The sequence below is a fragment of the Clostridium manihotivorum genome, from assembly GCF_004015185.1.
Taxonomy (GTDB): domain Bacteria; phylum Bacillota; class Clostridia; order Clostridiales; family Clostridiaceae; genus Clostridium_AR; species Clostridium_AR manihotivorum.
Genome location: NZ_CP025746.1, coordinates 3929815 through 3947350 on the forward strand (window position 1 = coordinate 3929815; position 17536 = coordinate 3947350).

Annotated in this window: 17 protein-coding genes; 6 read left to right on the top strand and 11 right to left on the bottom strand. The window is 31.8% G+C overall.

The genetic code is table 11. From position 1 onward, the window contains the following. Positions 1 to 24 precede the first annotated feature (24 nt). Complete coding sequence (locus C1I91_RS17755; RefSeq protein WP_128214073.1) at positions 25 to 1392, bottom strand: ABC transporter substrate-binding protein; 1368 nt, start codon at positions 1390 to 1392, stop codon at positions 25 to 27. Between the two features lie 601 nt (positions 1393 to 1993). Continuing rightward, the gene (locus C1I91_RS17760) at positions 1994 to 4792 is read right to left on the bottom strand and encodes an alpha-L-arabinofuranosidase C-terminal domain-containing protein (RefSeq protein WP_128214074.1); all 2799 of its coding nucleotides are present in this window, start codon (positions 4790 to 4792) and stop codon (positions 1994 to 1996) included. Positions 4793 to 5182: 390 nt separating this feature from the next. On the opposite strand from C1I91_RS17760, the gene C1I91_RS17765 reads away from it, so the two are divergent. Further along, a complete protein-coding gene (locus C1I91_RS17765; protein WP_128214075.1) occupies positions 5183 to 5623 on the top strand; it encodes an N-acetyltransferase in 441 nt (146 codons plus the stop codon). Between the two features lie 20 nt (positions 5624 to 5643). Beyond that, on the top strand, positions 5644 to 6432 hold the full coding sequence (locus tag C1I91_RS17770) for an MBL fold metallo-hydrolase (protein ID WP_128214076.1): 789 nt from the start codon (positions 5644 to 5646) through the stop codon (positions 6430 to 6432). A gap of 121 nt (positions 6433 to 6553) precedes the next feature. On the opposite strand, the gene C1I91_RS17775 is transcribed toward C1I91_RS17770, so the two are convergent. The 5 genes from C1I91_RS17775 to C1I91_RS17795 form a co-directional block, all read right to left on the bottom strand. After that, on the bottom strand, positions 6554 to 7120 hold the full coding sequence (locus C1I91_RS17775; RefSeq protein WP_128214077.1) for a DUF6609 family protein: 567 nt from the start codon (positions 7118 to 7120) through the stop codon (positions 6554 to 6556). A gap of 118 nt (positions 7121 to 7238) precedes the next feature. After that, positions 7239 to 7868, bottom strand: coding sequence for a class I SAM-dependent methyltransferase (locus C1I91_RS17780; protein WP_128214078.1), 630 nt, complete (start codon positions 7866 to 7868; stop codon positions 7239 to 7241). 320 nt (positions 7869 to 8188) lie between these two features. Continuing rightward, positions 8189 to 8386: a cold-shock protein gene (locus C1I91_RS17785; RefSeq protein ID WP_128214079.1), complete on the bottom strand. Its 198-nt coding sequence runs from the start codon at positions 8384 to 8386 to the stop codon at positions 8189 to 8191. A gap of 318 nt (positions 8387 to 8704) precedes the next feature. Then, positions 8705 to 9829 (bottom strand): NADH-dependent flavin oxidoreductase, encoded by a 1125-nt coding sequence (locus C1I91_RS17790; protein ID WP_164880576.1) that lies wholly within the window; start codon positions 9827 to 9829, stop codon positions 8705 to 8707. A 268-nt stretch (positions 9830 to 10097) separates the two neighbouring features. Further along, complete coding sequence (locus tag C1I91_RS17795) at positions 10098 to 11204, bottom strand: FAD-dependent oxidoreductase (protein ID WP_128214080.1); 1107 nt, start codon at positions 11202 to 11204, stop codon at positions 10098 to 10100. A 128-nt stretch (positions 11205 to 11332) separates the two neighbouring features. On the opposite strand from C1I91_RS17795, the gene C1I91_RS17800 reads away from it, so the two are divergent. Further along, positions 11333 to 11593, top strand: a complete 261-nt coding sequence (locus C1I91_RS17800) for a hypothetical protein (protein ID WP_128214081.1) — start codon at positions 11333 to 11335, stop codon at positions 11591 to 11593. Positions 11594 to 11696: 103 nt separating this feature from the next. After that, positions 11697 to 12389 carry a DinB family protein gene (locus tag C1I91_RS17805; RefSeq protein WP_128214082.1) on the top strand — a complete coding sequence of 231 codons (693 nt, stop codon included), beginning with the start codon at positions 11697 to 11699 and terminating at the stop codon, positions 12387 to 12389. Positions 12390 to 12449: 60 nt separating this feature from the next. On the opposite strand, the gene C1I91_RS17810 is transcribed toward C1I91_RS17805, so the two are convergent. After that, positions 12450 to 13343, bottom strand: coding sequence for a LysR family transcriptional regulator (locus tag C1I91_RS17810; protein WP_128214083.1), 894 nt, complete (start codon positions 13341 to 13343; stop codon positions 12450 to 12452). A 117-nt stretch (positions 13344 to 13460) separates the two neighbouring features. Between C1I91_RS17810 and gap the strand changes: the two genes are divergently transcribed. Next, a complete protein-coding gene (gap, locus tag C1I91_RS17815; protein WP_128214084.1) occupies positions 13461 to 14477 on the top strand; it encodes a type I glyceraldehyde-3-phosphate dehydrogenase in 1017 nt (338 codons plus the stop codon). Between the two features lie 243 nt (positions 14478 to 14720). Here the strand turns inward: gap and C1I91_RS29030 are convergent, their stop codons facing one another. Continuing rightward, complete coding sequence (locus tag C1I91_RS29030; RefSeq protein WP_338032622.1) at positions 14721 to 15110, bottom strand: methyltransferase domain-containing protein; 390 nt, start codon at positions 15108 to 15110, stop codon at positions 14721 to 14723. 8 nt (positions 15111 to 15118) lie between these two features. Beyond that, positions 15119 to 15328, bottom strand: coding sequence for a hypothetical protein (locus C1I91_RS29035; protein WP_238475820.1), 210 nt, complete (start codon positions 15326 to 15328; stop codon positions 15119 to 15121). Positions 15329 to 15505: 177 nt separating this feature from the next. On the opposite strand from C1I91_RS29035, the gene C1I91_RS17825 reads away from it, so the two are divergent. Then, entirely contained in the window at positions 15506 to 16069 is a 564-nt protein-coding gene (locus C1I91_RS17825) for a spore coat protein (protein WP_128214085.1), read from the top strand. Between the two features lie 196 nt (positions 16070 to 16265). Here the strand turns inward: C1I91_RS17825 and C1I91_RS17830 are convergent, their stop codons facing one another. Next, positions 16266 to 17528, bottom strand: coding sequence for a hypothetical protein (locus C1I91_RS17830; protein WP_128214086.1), 1263 nt, complete (start codon positions 17526 to 17528; stop codon positions 16266 to 16268). Positions 17529 to 17536: the final 8 nt, after the last annotated feature.

Below are 17536 nucleotides of genomic sequence, written 5' to 3' on the forward strand. Positions count from 1 at the left end.
AATAGCATTAATGGTTAATCTTTATTATTTTTTCTTTTCTTTCTTTTCTCTTTCAATAGCCTTATCTAAAAGTTCTTGCATCTTAGGTTGAACTTCCTTACAGTAATCAGCAGCAGTCTTCTTACCATCAAGAACTGGTTGAATTCCTTCGAAGAACTTGTTGATCCATTCTGCATTGTAAGTGTATTCAGCTGGCATTGATCTACCAGTGTTTTCTATTATATCTAAGAATTGTTGTTTGTTTTCTGGTTGAATATTAGCATTATTTACATATTCATTCTTAGCCATTGACATTAAGTTAGGTACTTGAATTTGCATATCTGAAACCATCTTGTTAGCATCTTTATCTGTTGATAAGAATATAGCTAAGTTAACAGCTTCTTGTGGATGTTTTGTATTAGCACCAACTGCGAAACCAACTGATCCTAACCATGTAGCTGACTTACCAGTAGCTGTGCTTGCTGGATATGGTATTATGTCATATTTGAAAGGTAGATCCTTAAATGCTGCTATATCCCATGGAGCTACAGCGAAGAATCCTAATTGTCCTTTTATCCATCTTTGATAAGTATCAAGTGTTTGTCCTTCTTGAGCTGAAGGAGTTATTTTATATTTTAAAGTCTGATCTGCGAAGAATTGTAATGCTTCTGCAAACTTTGGATCATCAACAGTTACTTTTGTCTTTGATTCGTCTAAGAAGTCTGCTCCATTGCTCCATACAAAGCTTTGAAGTGTCCAGTTAACATTCAAACCAGTTCCCCATTGATCCATCTTTCCATCACCGTTTGTATCTTTAGTAAGCTTCTTACAAACGTCTATCCATTCTTCCCATGTATATGGCTTGTTCTTGTCAGGAAGTGGAATGCCTGCCTTTATGAATAAATCTTTGTTATAACCGAAACCGAAAGGCCCGATATCTTTAGGTAATGCGTATTGATCACCTTGTCCAATCTTTTCACCATCATATTTATATTTTGCAAGTCCTTTTGGCCATATATCAGATAAATCTAATATTTTAGCTTCTTCTGCTTTCTTAAGATAAGGTGTCATATTTAATATATTTCCTGAGTTAACCCAAGCCTTAACATCTCCTGGATTCATATATAATACATCAGGCAATTTCTTTGATGCCATAGAAGCTTGTATCTTTTGTCCGTATTGATCTTGAGTTGTAGAAACAATCTTAACCTTTACATTTGGGTACTTAGCTTCGAATTTCTTAATTACTTGGTCAAAAACCTTAGTTTCTTGTGGTTGTCCATAACACATCCAAGTTAATTCAATTTTACCATCGGCTGTTTTATTGTCCTTATTGCCACAACCTACAAATACTGATGCTGCCATTACTGCTGTAATAACGATTGACATTATTTTTTTTGATCTTTTTAACATACATTCTCCCCCTTGATAGTTTTAAATGTAGACTTTAATGATTAGTAAAAGTTTTTTTGTTTAGGCCTATACTTTCATGAGTTTAAAGCTTTTCTCAACTCATTCTTCATTTGTTTTAATATTATATGAAATAATATTAAGCTGATTGTTAGTTAGGATCTTCAACATAAATCCTTATGTATCAGATATTCAGGAAGTTTTAAGCTTTTATTTTCTCCAAATATAGTGTATAATTTACTAGTAAACATTTTCATTTCTTTTAAAAAAAATATTTACTACTCTATATTGTTTTCTTTCGCCTTCCTTAATTATATTATAACTCATTTAAGAATTAAGTCAATGCTTTATTTAAAATTTACTTAAAATATTTTAGTGTTTGTTAAAATAGTTTTATCAACACCCTATAATACAAGGCATTTGCATCTTTAAATCTCTCATTGTTTTAACTTAATCTAAATCTAACAGCAAAATTTGACAATATCTGCTTTCATGATTCTTAGACATATTCATGTTAAATTTATAAATATCTATTCATAAGATACTAAATTATAGCACCTCATGAGTAGACATTATTTTAAATTTTTCTAAAAGCAAGTTGTCTTTAGATTTTAAATTTCAAAGAGCTCACCGAATATTTGCTAAGTTCTAAAGTAAATTTAGTACTACTAATATCAAAATTCTCTTCTAGTATAGCTATTTTTTCAGGATTATCTAAACTATTAACATCGTCTAACGAAGTTCCTTTTACAGTTTGTATAAATCCCATGGTATTTAACGTTTCAACATCCTTCAGTTCAATATTAATAAACTTTGTACTACCAGATGTATTAACCAATTTAATTATTAGATTTCCTTCATTATCTTTTGATGTAGAGGAAAACACTTCTCCAAATAGACCTTCAACCTCTTCATTATTAAATTTTCTGAGTGAGGATCTTATATAAAAGCTACCTAAATTAGTACTAAACAATTTCTGCACATAATAATTAGGTGTTCCATATACTTTATCTCCATCAAACCAGATCATATCAGGAGCCCATTGAAAATCATCAGTTTTTGCAAAAAGTGGTGCGTATGAAGCCATTGCAACCACATCTGAATTTCTTTCTAATCCAGTTAGAAAAACAGCTTCAGAAAGAGCAGACTTTAATGTATTGCTTCTAGCCGCATATTCCCCTACAAATATCTTTGCTCCATTTCTATTAAAACTGTCATATCTATTTCTATTAGCTATAAACCATTCCGGTGACATATAATAGTGTTCATCCACTATGTCATCCGTACAACTTTCTTTTATCCATTCCCAGGCCTCATCATAGTACTCACCTGAAGCAAAAGGACCAGATGAAGTTATAAGCTGTATCTCAGGATGGGTCGCTTTTAAAACATTTTTAAATCTAGTATATCTTTCAAAATATTCAGATCCCCATTGTTCATTACCTATTGCTAGATATCTTAGATTAAATGGTTCTGGATGTCCTGCTTCTACTCTTTTTCTTCCCCATACACTAAACTCAGGACCATTAGCATATTCTATAAGATCCAAAGCATCTTGAATGTAACTTTCTAGATTGTCTACTGGGATTGTAAGATTTGTTCTTATCTGACAAACCATTCCTACGTTAACCACCGGAACTGGTTCAGCTCCAATATCTTCAGCCAACTGAAAATATTCATAGAAGCCTAAGCCATAAGACTGATGATATCCCCAGAGATTTGTGTTAGTTTTTCTCTCCTCAATCTTCCCAATGGTATCTTTCCATTTGTACATATTACCATAACTATTCCCCTCAACTATACATCCACCTGGAAATCTTAAAAACCTAGGCTTATAGTCAGCCAAGATTTTTACCAAATCTTTTCTAAGACCATTTTTTCTGCCCATCCAGGTTTCTTGTGGAAACAGGGAAACCATATCTAGATCCAATATTCCTTTTCCTTGGATAGAGATTACTAACCTTCCTCTTTTAGTTGTAGCTTTAGCTAAAACTTCATACTCATATTTCTTCCATTCTTTATCATCTAACTTTATCGTTAACTCTTCAGTTATTTTATTTCCTTCTTCATCTTCTAAATATACTGAAACTTCTCCAACAAAATCCGTGGAAGCTGACCATAAAGATAAATCGTATAATGAGTTTTCTTTTAAAGCTATTCCTCTATATCCATTGTTCAATATTTCTATTTTTTGTCCATCTTCTATAAATTCAATCCTTAAGTAGTTTCTATTTTTTTCATTTATAGGTGTACTATTATCTATGCATACCTTTACTTTTGATTCTTCACATAGATTTCTTACCTTCCATCCATGTAACGGATTTCTGTATTCAAAAGAATTATTTTCGATTAGTTCAGCATATAACCCACCATCAGCACTATGATTTATATCTTCATAAAAGGCACCTATGAGTATAGGACTAATTTCGAACAACTCTTCTTTTGCAGCAACCTCCAAGTTGTAGTTAGTGGTTTTTTCATCCAATACTGTAATCTCAAAATCAACAGTTTCTCTAACTTCACCTTTTATAAGTTTTGCTGTAAGAATAGCCTTTTTCATTTCTTCCTCAGGTCTATTGATTTTTCCAGCATCAGATACTAAAGTATGATCACTAGATTGCCAACTTATATCTACACCTAGATAAGTGGTTCTAGGCAATTCTATATCACTTACTATTTCGCTGCAGCTATCTATGGTTAAGGATTGTTTAACAATAGATACAGAGCCTTTATCTGTAATAGTGTTTAACATTAAGTTCTTTACTTGCCAATCACTAAGACTCTTTTCATATATTACAAAATCATCTATATCACCATGTAAGTTAGGATCTACCGGAAACTTTGATTTACCTATGTAGTTTTCCTTGCCATCACTTAGGAACCCAATTCTATTGGATAGACCAGATCTAACAGCAACAGTTTTTCCATTTTCATAGTAAGTTATAGTGTCGTCTTTTACAGTTACAGCAACATGAATCCATTTTTCATCTGGTTCTAGATCACTACCTAAAGTTTCTTCTGAATAATCATCGATGAGTATTCTAGTCTTTCTATTTTTACTCAAAAAGAAATAATTTTTCTCATCTATACCAAAATCGAAAACTCTCTGCCATTCCGGTAACGCTCCATTAAAAGTATGAAATCTCACCCAGCATGCTACAGTGATTTCTTCTATGCCTTTCAGTACATCCTCCGGCAGCTTTACATACCCAAACCCCTTTAGTCTTAAGAAGCTATCACTATCTTCTTCAGCTATAACCTCACCTTCATGGCAGAGTATTGCGTGATTGTTTCTTCCTGAGGCATCTATGATTTTATTTCCATCTTTAATGGTACTAAAATCATAATATGCAACCATTCCATCATATAAGTCGAAAGCCTTACCTTCACAATTGCTATCCATAGCTTCCCCCCAGTTTCTATTTGTTCATATATCCGTAAAAATTTGTACGGACATATACAATAATAATATTACATCTTTATAGATATAAGTCAATAATTCTTAATGAAATATTTTATAAAAATATTTATTTATACGTTTTCATTATAATAATATTTAAAATATACACTATTTTATGTTAATTATATATGCACTAATATAGTATAGATTAAAATAAAAAGGCAAAATTTCAACCAAACAAGTCTAATTCTCTTTAACTTATACGTACTTATACGTACTTTTACCTCCATAATTCTTTAACCTAAAGTTTTACTAAACATAAGAAAAAATATATACTATAAGTATAACAATAATTCAATTACTACAAATAGTTATAACTCTAAGGAGATTAAGATGATAAGAGAAATGAACCACGAAGACATAGATACACTAATAGATATCTGGCTAGAATCTACAGCTGAGGCTCATAGTTTTATACCAAAAAGTTATTGGACAGAAAATTACGTCTTAATAAAAGAACATTATTTACCTACTTCCAAAACCTATGTTTTTGAAGATGTTCACTTGATCAAAGGTTTTATAAGCATACTAAACAACAATTATATAGGGGCATTATTCATAGATACAAAGCACCAAAACAATGGAATAGGCTCTAAACTAATCAGTCATGTTCAAAAGCACTATAACCAATTGAGTTTATCTGTTTACAAAAAGAATGTTAAAGCCACTAACTTTTATAAAAATATGAACTTTTATATCGAAGAAGAAAATTTAGATACCGCAACTAATGAATTCGAATATTTGATGTTTTGGAATTCCTTTAAACAAATATAAAATGAAAGAAGATAATAACAATGCAAATTGAGGATAATTGGTTTACCATAGAGAAAATAGACGATAGTACATTTGCTATAAGTGAGTATGGTCATTGGGAAAAAGTTCACTCTTTTCTTTTATTAGGTCATACATCTGCGGTTCTTATAGATACAGGCTTAGGTATTGATAACATTAAAAGAATAACCGATAGACTTACAAAACTACCTATAAAGGTTTTAACAACTCACGTTCACTGGGACCACATAGGTAACCACCACATGTTCGAAGAAATTTTTGTTCATTCTGCAGATTCCGATTGGCTAGAAAATGGCATCAAAGGAATTTCCATAGATCAGATAAGAAAAGATATAATACGCGATACTACCAAGGATATACCTGGTAATTTTGATGCTAGCAAATATATTCCCTATACAGGAAAACCCAAAGGACTTTTAGAAGACGGAGACATTATAGATTTAGGAAAAAGAACCCTAAAGATCTATCACACGCCAGGGCACTCTCCAGGACATATATGCATTCATGATATGTTAAACGGGTATTTATTTACAGGAGACCTTCTCTATAGTGATGATACACCTATATATGCATTCTACCCAAGCACTGACCCAGCAAAATTAGTCAATTCTCTAGAAAGATTGCTAACAATCCCTAATGTAACAAAGGTATTTGGAAGTCACAATAAGCTATCATTATCTAATGATATACTTAAAGAAGTATCCATAGCTATTACGGAATTGAGATCCAAAAACTTAATAAGATTTGGTACAGGCATCCACCAGTTTAAGGGCTTTAAGATACAATTTTAAGGACACTATTGAATATATACTAAAAAAGCTTACAGAAGCAACCTTCTTCAGCAAGCTTTTTTAGTATCTGCCTTTTAGTATGAATATGAACAAAAATCTGACAGGCGAATAAATTTTCTTTTTATTTATCTACGTTCAAATTGCAACTAGGTTTGGGACTTATTACATATAAACTTACTCCGATTGAAATCTTAATTAGAGCATCAATAATACCTATAATGAAAAAAGTCTCATTATTTAAATATATTCCTACGAATGCATTTGCGACTAACAAGGCAGCCAATAGATACATGAGCTTACCATGAATAAGTGCAAATGGTACAAAATGAGCTCCTACAATTATCAATATCAGAAGCCAAGTTAATCTAACATCGCCTCTTCTACCTACTGTCATACCAACAGCAACAGCCATAACCATTAAGAAAATCAAAGCAAAATTAGATGCTTTTTTCTGAAGTGCTGTAGGCTCTCCTACAGAATACTTCTTTCTAACTTTACTATTAAACATTATTCCAACATTACTTATAAAATAACCAATTACAAATATAGGAACACTAGGACTTTTTGAAGTTCCAAAGAAACTAGCTAAAGCCATTGTTATTCCAGCTCCCAATAGAAATAGCCCACAAACCTTTTGCCTAGGGTAAGGATATTTGATCTCAATGTTAGCACCTTTGTTCAATTCCATAATTATCACATCCATTTCTAAATAATTTCCTCTATTATAACTGAAAAGCAAAGCTTCACAGAAAAATAATATTAATTATAACACAATTGTAATATTATGGATAATAAAAACTTCTTTTTTACTTGCTGCATACACATCTTAACCAATTCTTTTCTTCTACCAAATCTATCTCTATATCATTAAAACCAACTTCAGATAATACTATTTTAAGTTCTTCAGAGCTTAGTATATTCATATTTCCTATTGCTGCAAATTCATTGTTTCTGTCTCTAAAAGCTTCACTATCATACATTTCATTTATAATAGCAAAAGTTCCTCCTGTTTTTAAAACTCTTCTAACTTCACTAAAATTAGCTTTTACATCAGGCCAAAAATATATTGTTTCTACAGCAGTAATTAAATCAAACTTTTCAGCCTCAAATGGGATATTTTCTACCGTGCCTTGGAATATTTCAACTTTATTTTCTTTTATCAAGTTTATGTTGAGATCTATAGACCATTTTACACAATCATCAGAGTAATCCATACCATATACTTTTCCCTTATCTGCTCTTTCAGCAATTCTATTTACTGTTTTACCACCACCACAGCCTATATCAAGCACTAAGAAATCATTCTCAATATTTATCTTTTCAAGCCCCCAACTTGTAAGGTTAAAATGACTTTTGTTCATATCCTCTACAATAATCTTTCCTAGATCACCGGTAGGCTTTCTACATTGATTTAATCTTTTTGCAATTTCACTCATATTTAGCACTCCTTAATCGCTTTTAAAAGCATAGATTTACACAAAGTTAATTTAACTCATATTTTTATAATTATGTAAGTATAATCAACAAAGATGTACTACTTCGACTAGAAAATCATTTTCAAATCAACTTGCACATCTATAATCATATTACAACATATATGATAATAACTTTCAACAAATATGTAACTTCTTCACTTTTATTGTATATTTTAATTTTCCAACTATAATTATCATCAACTTCATCAGAAACATGTTTTCTATAAAACAAAAAAATAAAACCCCTAAAGATAAAATCTTTAGGGGTAAATATCCACTAATTAAGCTAAAGTGATATTTTCAGCTTGAGGTCCCTTAGGTCCTTGAGCTACTTCGTAGTTAACTTTTTGTCCTTCTTCAAGACTCTTGTAACCATCTTTTTGGATTTGTGAGAAATGAGCGAAAACGTCTTTTCCATCTTCTCCTGTTATAAATCCGTATCCTTTTTCTGCGTTAAACCATTTAACTGTACCAGTCATTCTGTGTACCTCCGAAATTTTATTTTTTTCTTAAACTTCTGTAATAATTCACAATAAAATTTCGTTGTCCTCATACATAATAAGCACTAATTGAAATATATTTGTGTTACATTATTTACGTTTCATTTAAGTTACAATATTATAATAACACTATTATATAGATAAATCAACAACTTATTTTTAATAATTATAATAATCTTAAACTTTTTACTATAAATCAACTAATTCATACAGATCAATTAATTAATATTTGCCTTCTATTAGATATAATCCACCGTACAAAACCAGCTTAAATAATTTATCCCGTGATAGATATATCTACTCTGTCACAGGGAACCAGCCTGGAGTATTCATTATACTTTGCCATAAAGCTTCTGGAATATCCAAAGCTTCCTTATCCTTCTTGCTTAGTGTGGTAAGAATTTGTTTTGGTTTATCAGTCTTTATTTTTTCAGACCATTCAGGTTCCATGATCAACTCTCTTCCTAAAGCAATGAACTCTACTCCACTATCTATAGCCTTTAAAGCATCATCTGGAGTGCGAATAGATCCTACTCCAATTAAAGGCACCCTACCCTTTACTGCATCTTTTATCTTTAATATTACCGGATCAGTATTTGAATTATCCCTTATTGATCCCTGCCAGAAGTTATTTAAAGATACATGCAAATAGCTTAATTCTTGCTTAGAGAGTACATCTACAAGTTTTAAGGTGTCGTCTAAGGTTATTCCTGGATTTTCAATTTCTTCCGGAGAAAAACGATAACCAACTATGAAATCACTTTGTCCTTCGGCTTTAATCACTCTCTTTACTTCAGCAATGACCGCTAAAGGAAAATTCATTCTCTTTTCAATAGTTCCACCCCAATTGTCATTTCTCCTATTTGAATGCGGAGAAAAGAACTGTTGAATTAAGTAAGTGTTAGCACCATGTATTTCTACTCCATCAAAGCCTGCCATGATAGCTCTTCTTGTAGCATCTCCAAAAGCTTTAATAGTATAATCTATTTCTATATCTGTCATTTCTCTTGGAGTTACTGCTCCCGGTCTTTCCGGTGCTACTGCACTTGCACTAATTGTTTCATTGTTAGGAATTTCATTTGGCAAAGCCATTCTTCCTGCATGAAAGATTTGTAGTATAGCCAGTGCTCCCTCTGACTTTATGGTCTCAGCTAATCTTTTCAAGCTAGGCATGAAATCATCAGAGTAAGCTGCAAACTCTCCAGGAAATCCCTTTCCAGACTCTGTAACATAAGTTGTAGCCGTAATAACCATTGATACGTTTTTAGCTCTTCTCTTATAATAGGCCAATTCTTCTTCAGTAACATTGCCATTCTTATCACTAGCAAAATTAGTCATAGGCGCCATTACCAACGGACTTTTAACCCTTCTTCCTCCACAAAGTTCTCTTGCCTCAAATAATTTTTCATACTTTGAACTCAATTATAAATCACCCTTTCTTATATAATTTTATATAACTACTTTTATATAGAGTTTCTAACTCACCTATTAATTTATACACTCCCGACAATCCCCATAAGCTAAGATTATTGAACCTTTATAAATTAGTTTTTATAAAGGTTAACTATATAGGTATATATAGATATCCATGTTCTAATTCCACAAAACTGATATTATAATTACTTTTCAAAAACAATATAAATTTACACTTTCTAAACAAAATTATATTTTCACTTTATAAACACTTAACTTATTTATTCTTCAAAGTTGCTACCCTCATAAGAGGTGTTAGTATTTTTAAGATATCTAAACTTGTATTAGTATTACAAACCTTATCTATAATTCCATCTAAAAACTTATTATCCAAACTTCTTATAGCCGCATCTAACTTCTCATTATCCAAGCTCTCTAAATATCTTCTTAATACCAAAGAATGGTTATAAGTCTCATATAACGGTTTAACTAATTCTTCATACTTTCCAATATTGCAGATATCATAAGCTGCATACGCTCCAGTCAATATAGATGCAAACTGCCCAAAACCAAGACCAGGAAGTAATGCACCAAAACAATTACCTACGAAGTAAGTATCGTCAATCTTAGGTCTAACACTAACTCCCATCATATATCTTGTTATTTCAAAAGCTTCGTCAATTCTCAAACTTTGATTAAGAGTTCTTTGTACAACATCGCAAAAACTCTTCCACATATAATCTAAATCTAATTTTATATTATTAGGATAATCTGGATAAGCTATAACTAGATTAGCTTCTTTATCTGAATAAGGTATAATCCATCCATAACCTTTAGGTATTAAATCATAATCAAACCAAACATATGCTGTATTAGTTGAAAAAGCTCCATTAGCAATAGCTCCTTTTATTGTGCAGGTAAGATCACTTTTAAAGTTTCCAAGCCTTGAAGCATATTCGCCATCACCTGTAGCTAAAATAACCTTTTCAAAGTTTTTGCATATATAAGCATAATCTTCTGTAGAGTTAAATAATATTTTTGCACTCAGCTTACTTTCTAATTGTTTTTCATAGGATTTTTCAGTACGTCCCCTTATATTGGAATAACCTATTTCTCCTTCAATGCTGCCTTTTGAGTTTTTCGAAAAGATCGTTAGCTTATCTATCATATCAATAGGTTCTAGTTTAACCTTCACTTCTTTTTCTATGTACTCAATACAATCTTTTGATGGCCTATTGAGGATACTAAACATAGCCTCTGTGTTAAAAAACTTATACCCAACAGAAGCTTCCTTTTCAAAAACTGTAGGCTTTACACCATACCTTTCTAAGGATAAAGCAGCAGACAATCCAGATAGCCCCGCACCTATTATTGCAACATCCATACAAATCACCTCTTAATATATATGTTTTGCTTGTTGTTAGCTTTTATACTATTTTGCTGTATTAGTAAGCTTGTCTATTTATGCCTGTTATGGTAATATGAATACATTATTTACATATGAGGTGTTCAATGGAATATATCTGTTCTTTTTCATTATTTTTAGCAGGAGTAATCTTCGGAAAACTTATAATAAATCAAAATAAAACTAACTATGATCTTAATCTTATTTCATTAGCTGTATTTTTCTTTGTTTTAGGGCATAGAACTATTGTATTTAACACTGAAAATATAAGCCTTTCAATAGCTTATATCATTCCACCTTTTATTTTAGGCGCCTTAGCTAGAAGAAACTTAAACAAAATATACAAACAAAAAAATTCGCTAAATTGATCTTTTTTAGCGAATTTTTTCACATCTACCTTTCCCAATAAAAAAACATTCCCTAGGTAACTCTTATATTTATAAAAATACTTATTAATGGAGGAATATACAAATGGATACTAAAAAAGGTTTATGGAACTTAAACCAAAAAAAATTAAGAGAAATGTTATCTAAACCCACCGACTTAGCTTCAACCTTAAGATTATGCTTAGAACAGCATTCAATGGTCCATTCATCTCAAATGTCTCATATTAATCACATGACTTTCGAAGACGAGTTGTGGGATGATTTAGATGATATAGTATTTAGAACTGCTACTAATGAAAAAGGACGTACCATCGCCTACGGACTATGGCACTGTTCTAGAATAGAAGATATCACCATGAACATTCTAGTAGCCGAATCATCTCAAGTGATTAACCAAGACAACTTTCTTATGAGAATCAGATCATCCATATGCGACACTGGAAATCAACTTAGCCCTGAGGAAATATTAATTTTCAGCTCATATATAGACATGGAGGAGTTACGAAATTATAGAATAGCCGTAGGAAGAAGAAGTAATGCGATAATAAGTAGCTTAACAGCCAGCGACTTAAAGAGGAAGTTTAATAAAGCATCAATAGATAGAATTTTAGATGAAAAAGCTGTGGCTGACGTACCATCTGCCAATTGGCTCATTGATTTTTGGGCAAGGAAAAATGTTGCAGGCATTCTACTAATGCCTGCAACTAGACATCACATGGTCCACTTAAGTGAGTCTATGAACGCAAAGAGTAGATATAGAAAAACTAGAGATAAATAGCTCTACTTCACCAGAGTTAAAGCTTTAATTAAGACTATTCACAAATAAATCCTAGTTATCCTAAAATTCATAAGGGACATTATATTCAAGATATTTCATAAGTTCTTTTGCCGCAGCTGTTAGAGGGACATTTTTAAGATACGCAATACTCATACTTCTTTTTGGTATTTCCTCTATTAAATTCACTTTATACAAATTACTTTTTTTCAAAGCATCTTCCGCAAAGTTTTCTATAACCGCTGCCACTCCAAAGTCATACTTTGCAAAATGTATTAGCAGATCTATATTAGGAAACTCAAAATCAGGAACTTTATTTATTTTATGTTTTTCAAAGTATTTATCAATATAAATCCTTGTATTGCTGGTTTTCTCAAGTAAAAGCATTGGATAGTCAACAATTTCACTTATATGTTTTTTTGAACCAGAAAGATGTTTGAGTTTCTGTCCCACTATAAAGCAATCCTGAATATCCATTATGTGCTTAAACTGAAGATTATCATCTTCTACAGGCATATTTACTAATCCAAAGTCAATTTCTCCATCTTTTAATAATCTCACTATCTCTGGAGTGTTAGGACAAGTAACTATAACCTTTATGGCAGGATAATACGTCTTAAAAAGCTTTAGGTATGGAACTAGATAATATTTGCACAAGGTATCACTTGCTGCTATTCTTACCTCTCCTACTTCAAGACCTTTAAACTCTGAAATTCTCTTTTCACCAGTAGAAATTAAATTAAAAGCTTTTTCTATATGTTCAAATAAAACGGTTCCTTCCTGAGTAAGTTGAACTCCTTTAGAGGTTCTAAAAAACAATTGGCACCCTAAATCATCTTCCAGTTGCTTTATAGACCTACTTACTGCAGGTTGAGTAACAAATAAATGTTCTGAAGCTTTGGAGATATTACCAAACTTCGCTACATAATAAAATGATCTATACAATTCTAAATTCAAAGCTATAACTTCTCCTTATACCTGATATGCAAGATATGCATTTCACTTATATCAATAACCTTATTATAATTAAGTTGTAAGGAAGATACAACATTTAAATTTGAGGAGGTTATCAATATGAAAACAAAAATAGGTATCAACGGATTTGGAAGGATAGGTCGTCTAGCTTTTAAAGCTGCACTAGATAATCAAGAAGTAGAAGTTCTTGGTATAAACGAACCATTTATGGATTTGCCATATATGATATATCTACTTCGTTACGATTCAGTTCATGGAAGATTTGAAGGAGACTTAAATTATGATGAAAGCACAAATTCCTTGATTGTAAATGATCATAAGATAAAAGTTTTCTGCGAAAAGGATCCTGCTAATATAGATTGGCAATCCTCTGGAGCTGAGTATATTTTAGAATGTACTGGTCAATTTACTGATTACGAAAAAGCTTCAGCACATTTTAGTGGTGGCGCTAAAAAAGTTATTATTTCTGGCCCTTCAAAAGATGCTCCTATGTTTGTTATGGGAGTAAACAATACAAAATACACAAAGGATTTAAACGTAATATCAAATGCTTCCTGTACCACTAACTGTCTAGCACCTCTAGCTAAAATTATAAATGATAATTTTGGAATAGAGGAGGCTTTAATGAGTACAATCCACTCAACTACAGCAACTCAGAAAACAGTAGATGGTCCTTCTAAAAAGGATTGGAGAGGGGGTAGAGCTTCTGCTGTAAATATAATACCTTCCTCTACAGGAGCTGCAAAAGCAGTAGGTAAAGTAATACCAGAGCTTAACGGAAAAATCACTGGTATGTCCTTTAGAGTTCCAACCATAGATTCTTCTGTAATAGATCTTACAGTTAAGCTTAAGACACCAACTAGTTATGATGATATAAAGAAAGTAATTAAAGAGGCTTCGGAGAAAGATTATAAAGGAATCGTTGGTTATACCGAAGATGCGGTGGTTTCTACTGATTTCATCCATGATAAGAGAACTTGTATATTTGATGCCAGCGCAGGCATTCAATTAAATCCTACCTTTGTAAAGTTAGTTGCATGGTATGACAACGAATGGGGTTATTCAAATAAGCTTGTTGATTTAGCTGTTTATACCTCCAAGATCGATAGACAATAACCTCTCATACTGCTAAGTAATTATTATAGATAGACTTTAATGAGAAATTTCTTAACAACTAAATTAAAGGCTATGTATAACAATATTATTAAAATTAAGTGGTTACGAAGAAGATACTATATACGCAAGCTCATTAAAGCATCGGATGACTGACCACTTAATTTCAACAAGTACTTTACACAGCCAAAATAAAAATCATGTGTAATTAAATATACATGATTTTTATTTTATATATTATAAAGTTTATTTACATAAAATATAGTCAACATATGCTTGTCTAATCTTTTTCCCTTCATACATTCTTTCCAATATTCTACTCTCCTTAAATAAAATATTTAATCCCTCAAAATATTTTTCTCCCTCTTCTAAGTCTAAATAGCTATGTATTACTTTAGCCCCTCTTTCCATCTGCAAGTACTCACCTTTATTTAACTCTTTACCTTCCCCATAACCTTCATCATATATAGAAAGAAAATTCACTAGACATAGCCCTTCTGGTTTTAAAACTCGCTTTATTTCTTCCATAGCTACTCCTATGTCAGATTTCTTCATATGAAATATCGTATTATATGAATAAACAAAACTCATAGATTCATCTTCAAAATCCAGTTTTCTTATATCTCCTTTGATAATATTTAGCTTTAGATTATGCTTATCTTCAAATTTTTTAGCCTTTCAAGCTGAACGTTATCAATCTCAATACCTTGTGTTTTATATCCTTCCTTTGCAAAAACTGCTAATGGCGGACAGTCTCCTCCTGCTCCGCAATCAAGTATATTCTTTTCCAATGTACTCTCATTACAATACTGTAAAAATCTATAAAGTTGGGGTTGTTTAAACATTATATCCATTTTAAAATCTCCTTATAATATATATTTTGTAGTCACATATGCTTGGCAACAATTCAACTTAAATTATACCATATATACAATAAGATGTAATTTTCATGCAGTATATGTTTAATAACCGAATATTCTATGGGTAAAAGGAAATTATAAGTTTGAAAATACTTATTTGGAGGTACAACTATGAATTTATCTTCACGTGAACTTCACGACTTAAATGATTTAACTCTTAGCTGTGTTAATACAATAACCTGTATGTCAATTTTTCTAAAACAAGTTGGAGATCCAGAGCTTAAACAGCTTATTCATTCACATATGCCAGCACACATTAAAGACTATAATACTAAAGTTGACTTACTAAAAGCAAAAGGAGAAAAGACTATACTAGAGGTTCCAGAGATATCACATATCTTACAGTCATCCTCTGATACCACTGCACCTATACAGCCTGTTACACCAAGAACTACCTTAAATCAGTTTAATGACCGCGAGATTGCTACATCATATCTTCTAACCTTAAAAAGAGCTGGTAGAGAGTACGCATGGTCTGCCATGGAAGCAACTAACCCTACCATAAGAATATTCCTTGAGGATGCTTTCAGAATGTGTTCAAGACATGCTTATGATATATGGCAATGGATGTATAAGAAAGGCTATTACGCTACGAAGGAGGCACCTGAAAATATTGAACTAACAATAAGTTCATCTTACAATGAAGTAAAAGAAGAGAATTTATCTCTTTTATGACCTTGATATTAAAGCACTTAGATTTACTTTTTAAGGCACACCATAAAAAAGCTCACTGAAGCTTCTTCAGTGAACTTTTCTACTCATCTTCCTTTCAGATTAGTGTGCAATAAAAAGTCATGCTTTTAATACCCTATTTAATTTACAGGAACGGTGATTTGCTTCTACTATAGTTTTATCTTAATATCTAGTTGTATTAACTGTCCAAATCCTCTGCCCTCTTCTTCCAATAAGTCTGAACATTTCCTACTATATCTTTAAAGTGATCTTCCGGATTCTTTTCACCCCAAGCTTCAAATCTACTAAAAGTACATCCACCAGCAGAAACAGATGGTTTATCAGCTTTATCAAATGGTCCAGAAACACCAGCCATCCACCCTTTGTCACTCCAGCTTTCACTGTTTTCACATTTGAACCTAAATAGATAATACTCCTCTTCTCCAGTATCAAAGATCTCCATAAGTTCTATTTTATCTGGTACTCTCCCCAGCTCTGTAGGATATACCAGCCAATTGACCATATCTGCCTCAGCAAAATACTCCTGTTTTTTATACTCTTCTGGATACAAAGCTTCTCTACCTAAACTTTGAAGATTACCATAGAAGAAGTTTCTTACTTCATTACTAGAAGCTATCTGTAAAGCATACTCTTCTTCAACTTCTTCTCCTAGTCTTATAAGACTTATATAAGCAAACATCTTCAGCTTTGCATCTTTACATCTCATAAGTTCTTTAAGCGCAAAAATCACCTTCTCATCTTTTATGTAGCCAGCTAAATCAAAATGAATTCCAGCATTTGAACGCAAGTTATAGTATTCTTCATCTTCCCATAACCTTACTTCACTCTCAATTTTATACTCAAGTATTTTATCTGTGTAAGTTCTAATATCTTCAATAATGGCATTCTTATAGTCAGCTATATAACTTTCATCTATCTTTCCATCATTGAAGAAACCTAATAAAACCAAATATATTTCTGGAGTTATATTTTTATTATCTGTATACTTTAATAAATTTGGAAATAAAATTCCTACACATCTAGGATTATCGTATAAGCTACCTGTTGGCAAACTGGAAAGTTTATCATAATCCTTGTCTAATATTTTTATATATGCCTTTAAGGCCTCTTCATTATCATATCTAGCAAAAAAATCCATAGTAGCCAATTTAGCAGTTGGCTCTAGGCTGTCGTAAACTTGTAAAAGCTTAGATATATATCCAAAATGCGGTTTTTTAAAGCATATGTTAAGCAGTTCTGAAGCTACTGTCTGCCACTGATACTTTGCTGGTCTATATTCCTTAGTTGCAGCCATTATAACTTTGATTCCCTCATTCAATGAAAGATTAATCTTTGACAAAACTTCAAGAGCTTCATCTCTTTCATCATCAAAATCACTTGCTACTTTACTCAAAAGCAAGTCTACTTCATTTTTTTTACTAAAAAAGTCCCAAATTTTCATATTCTTCT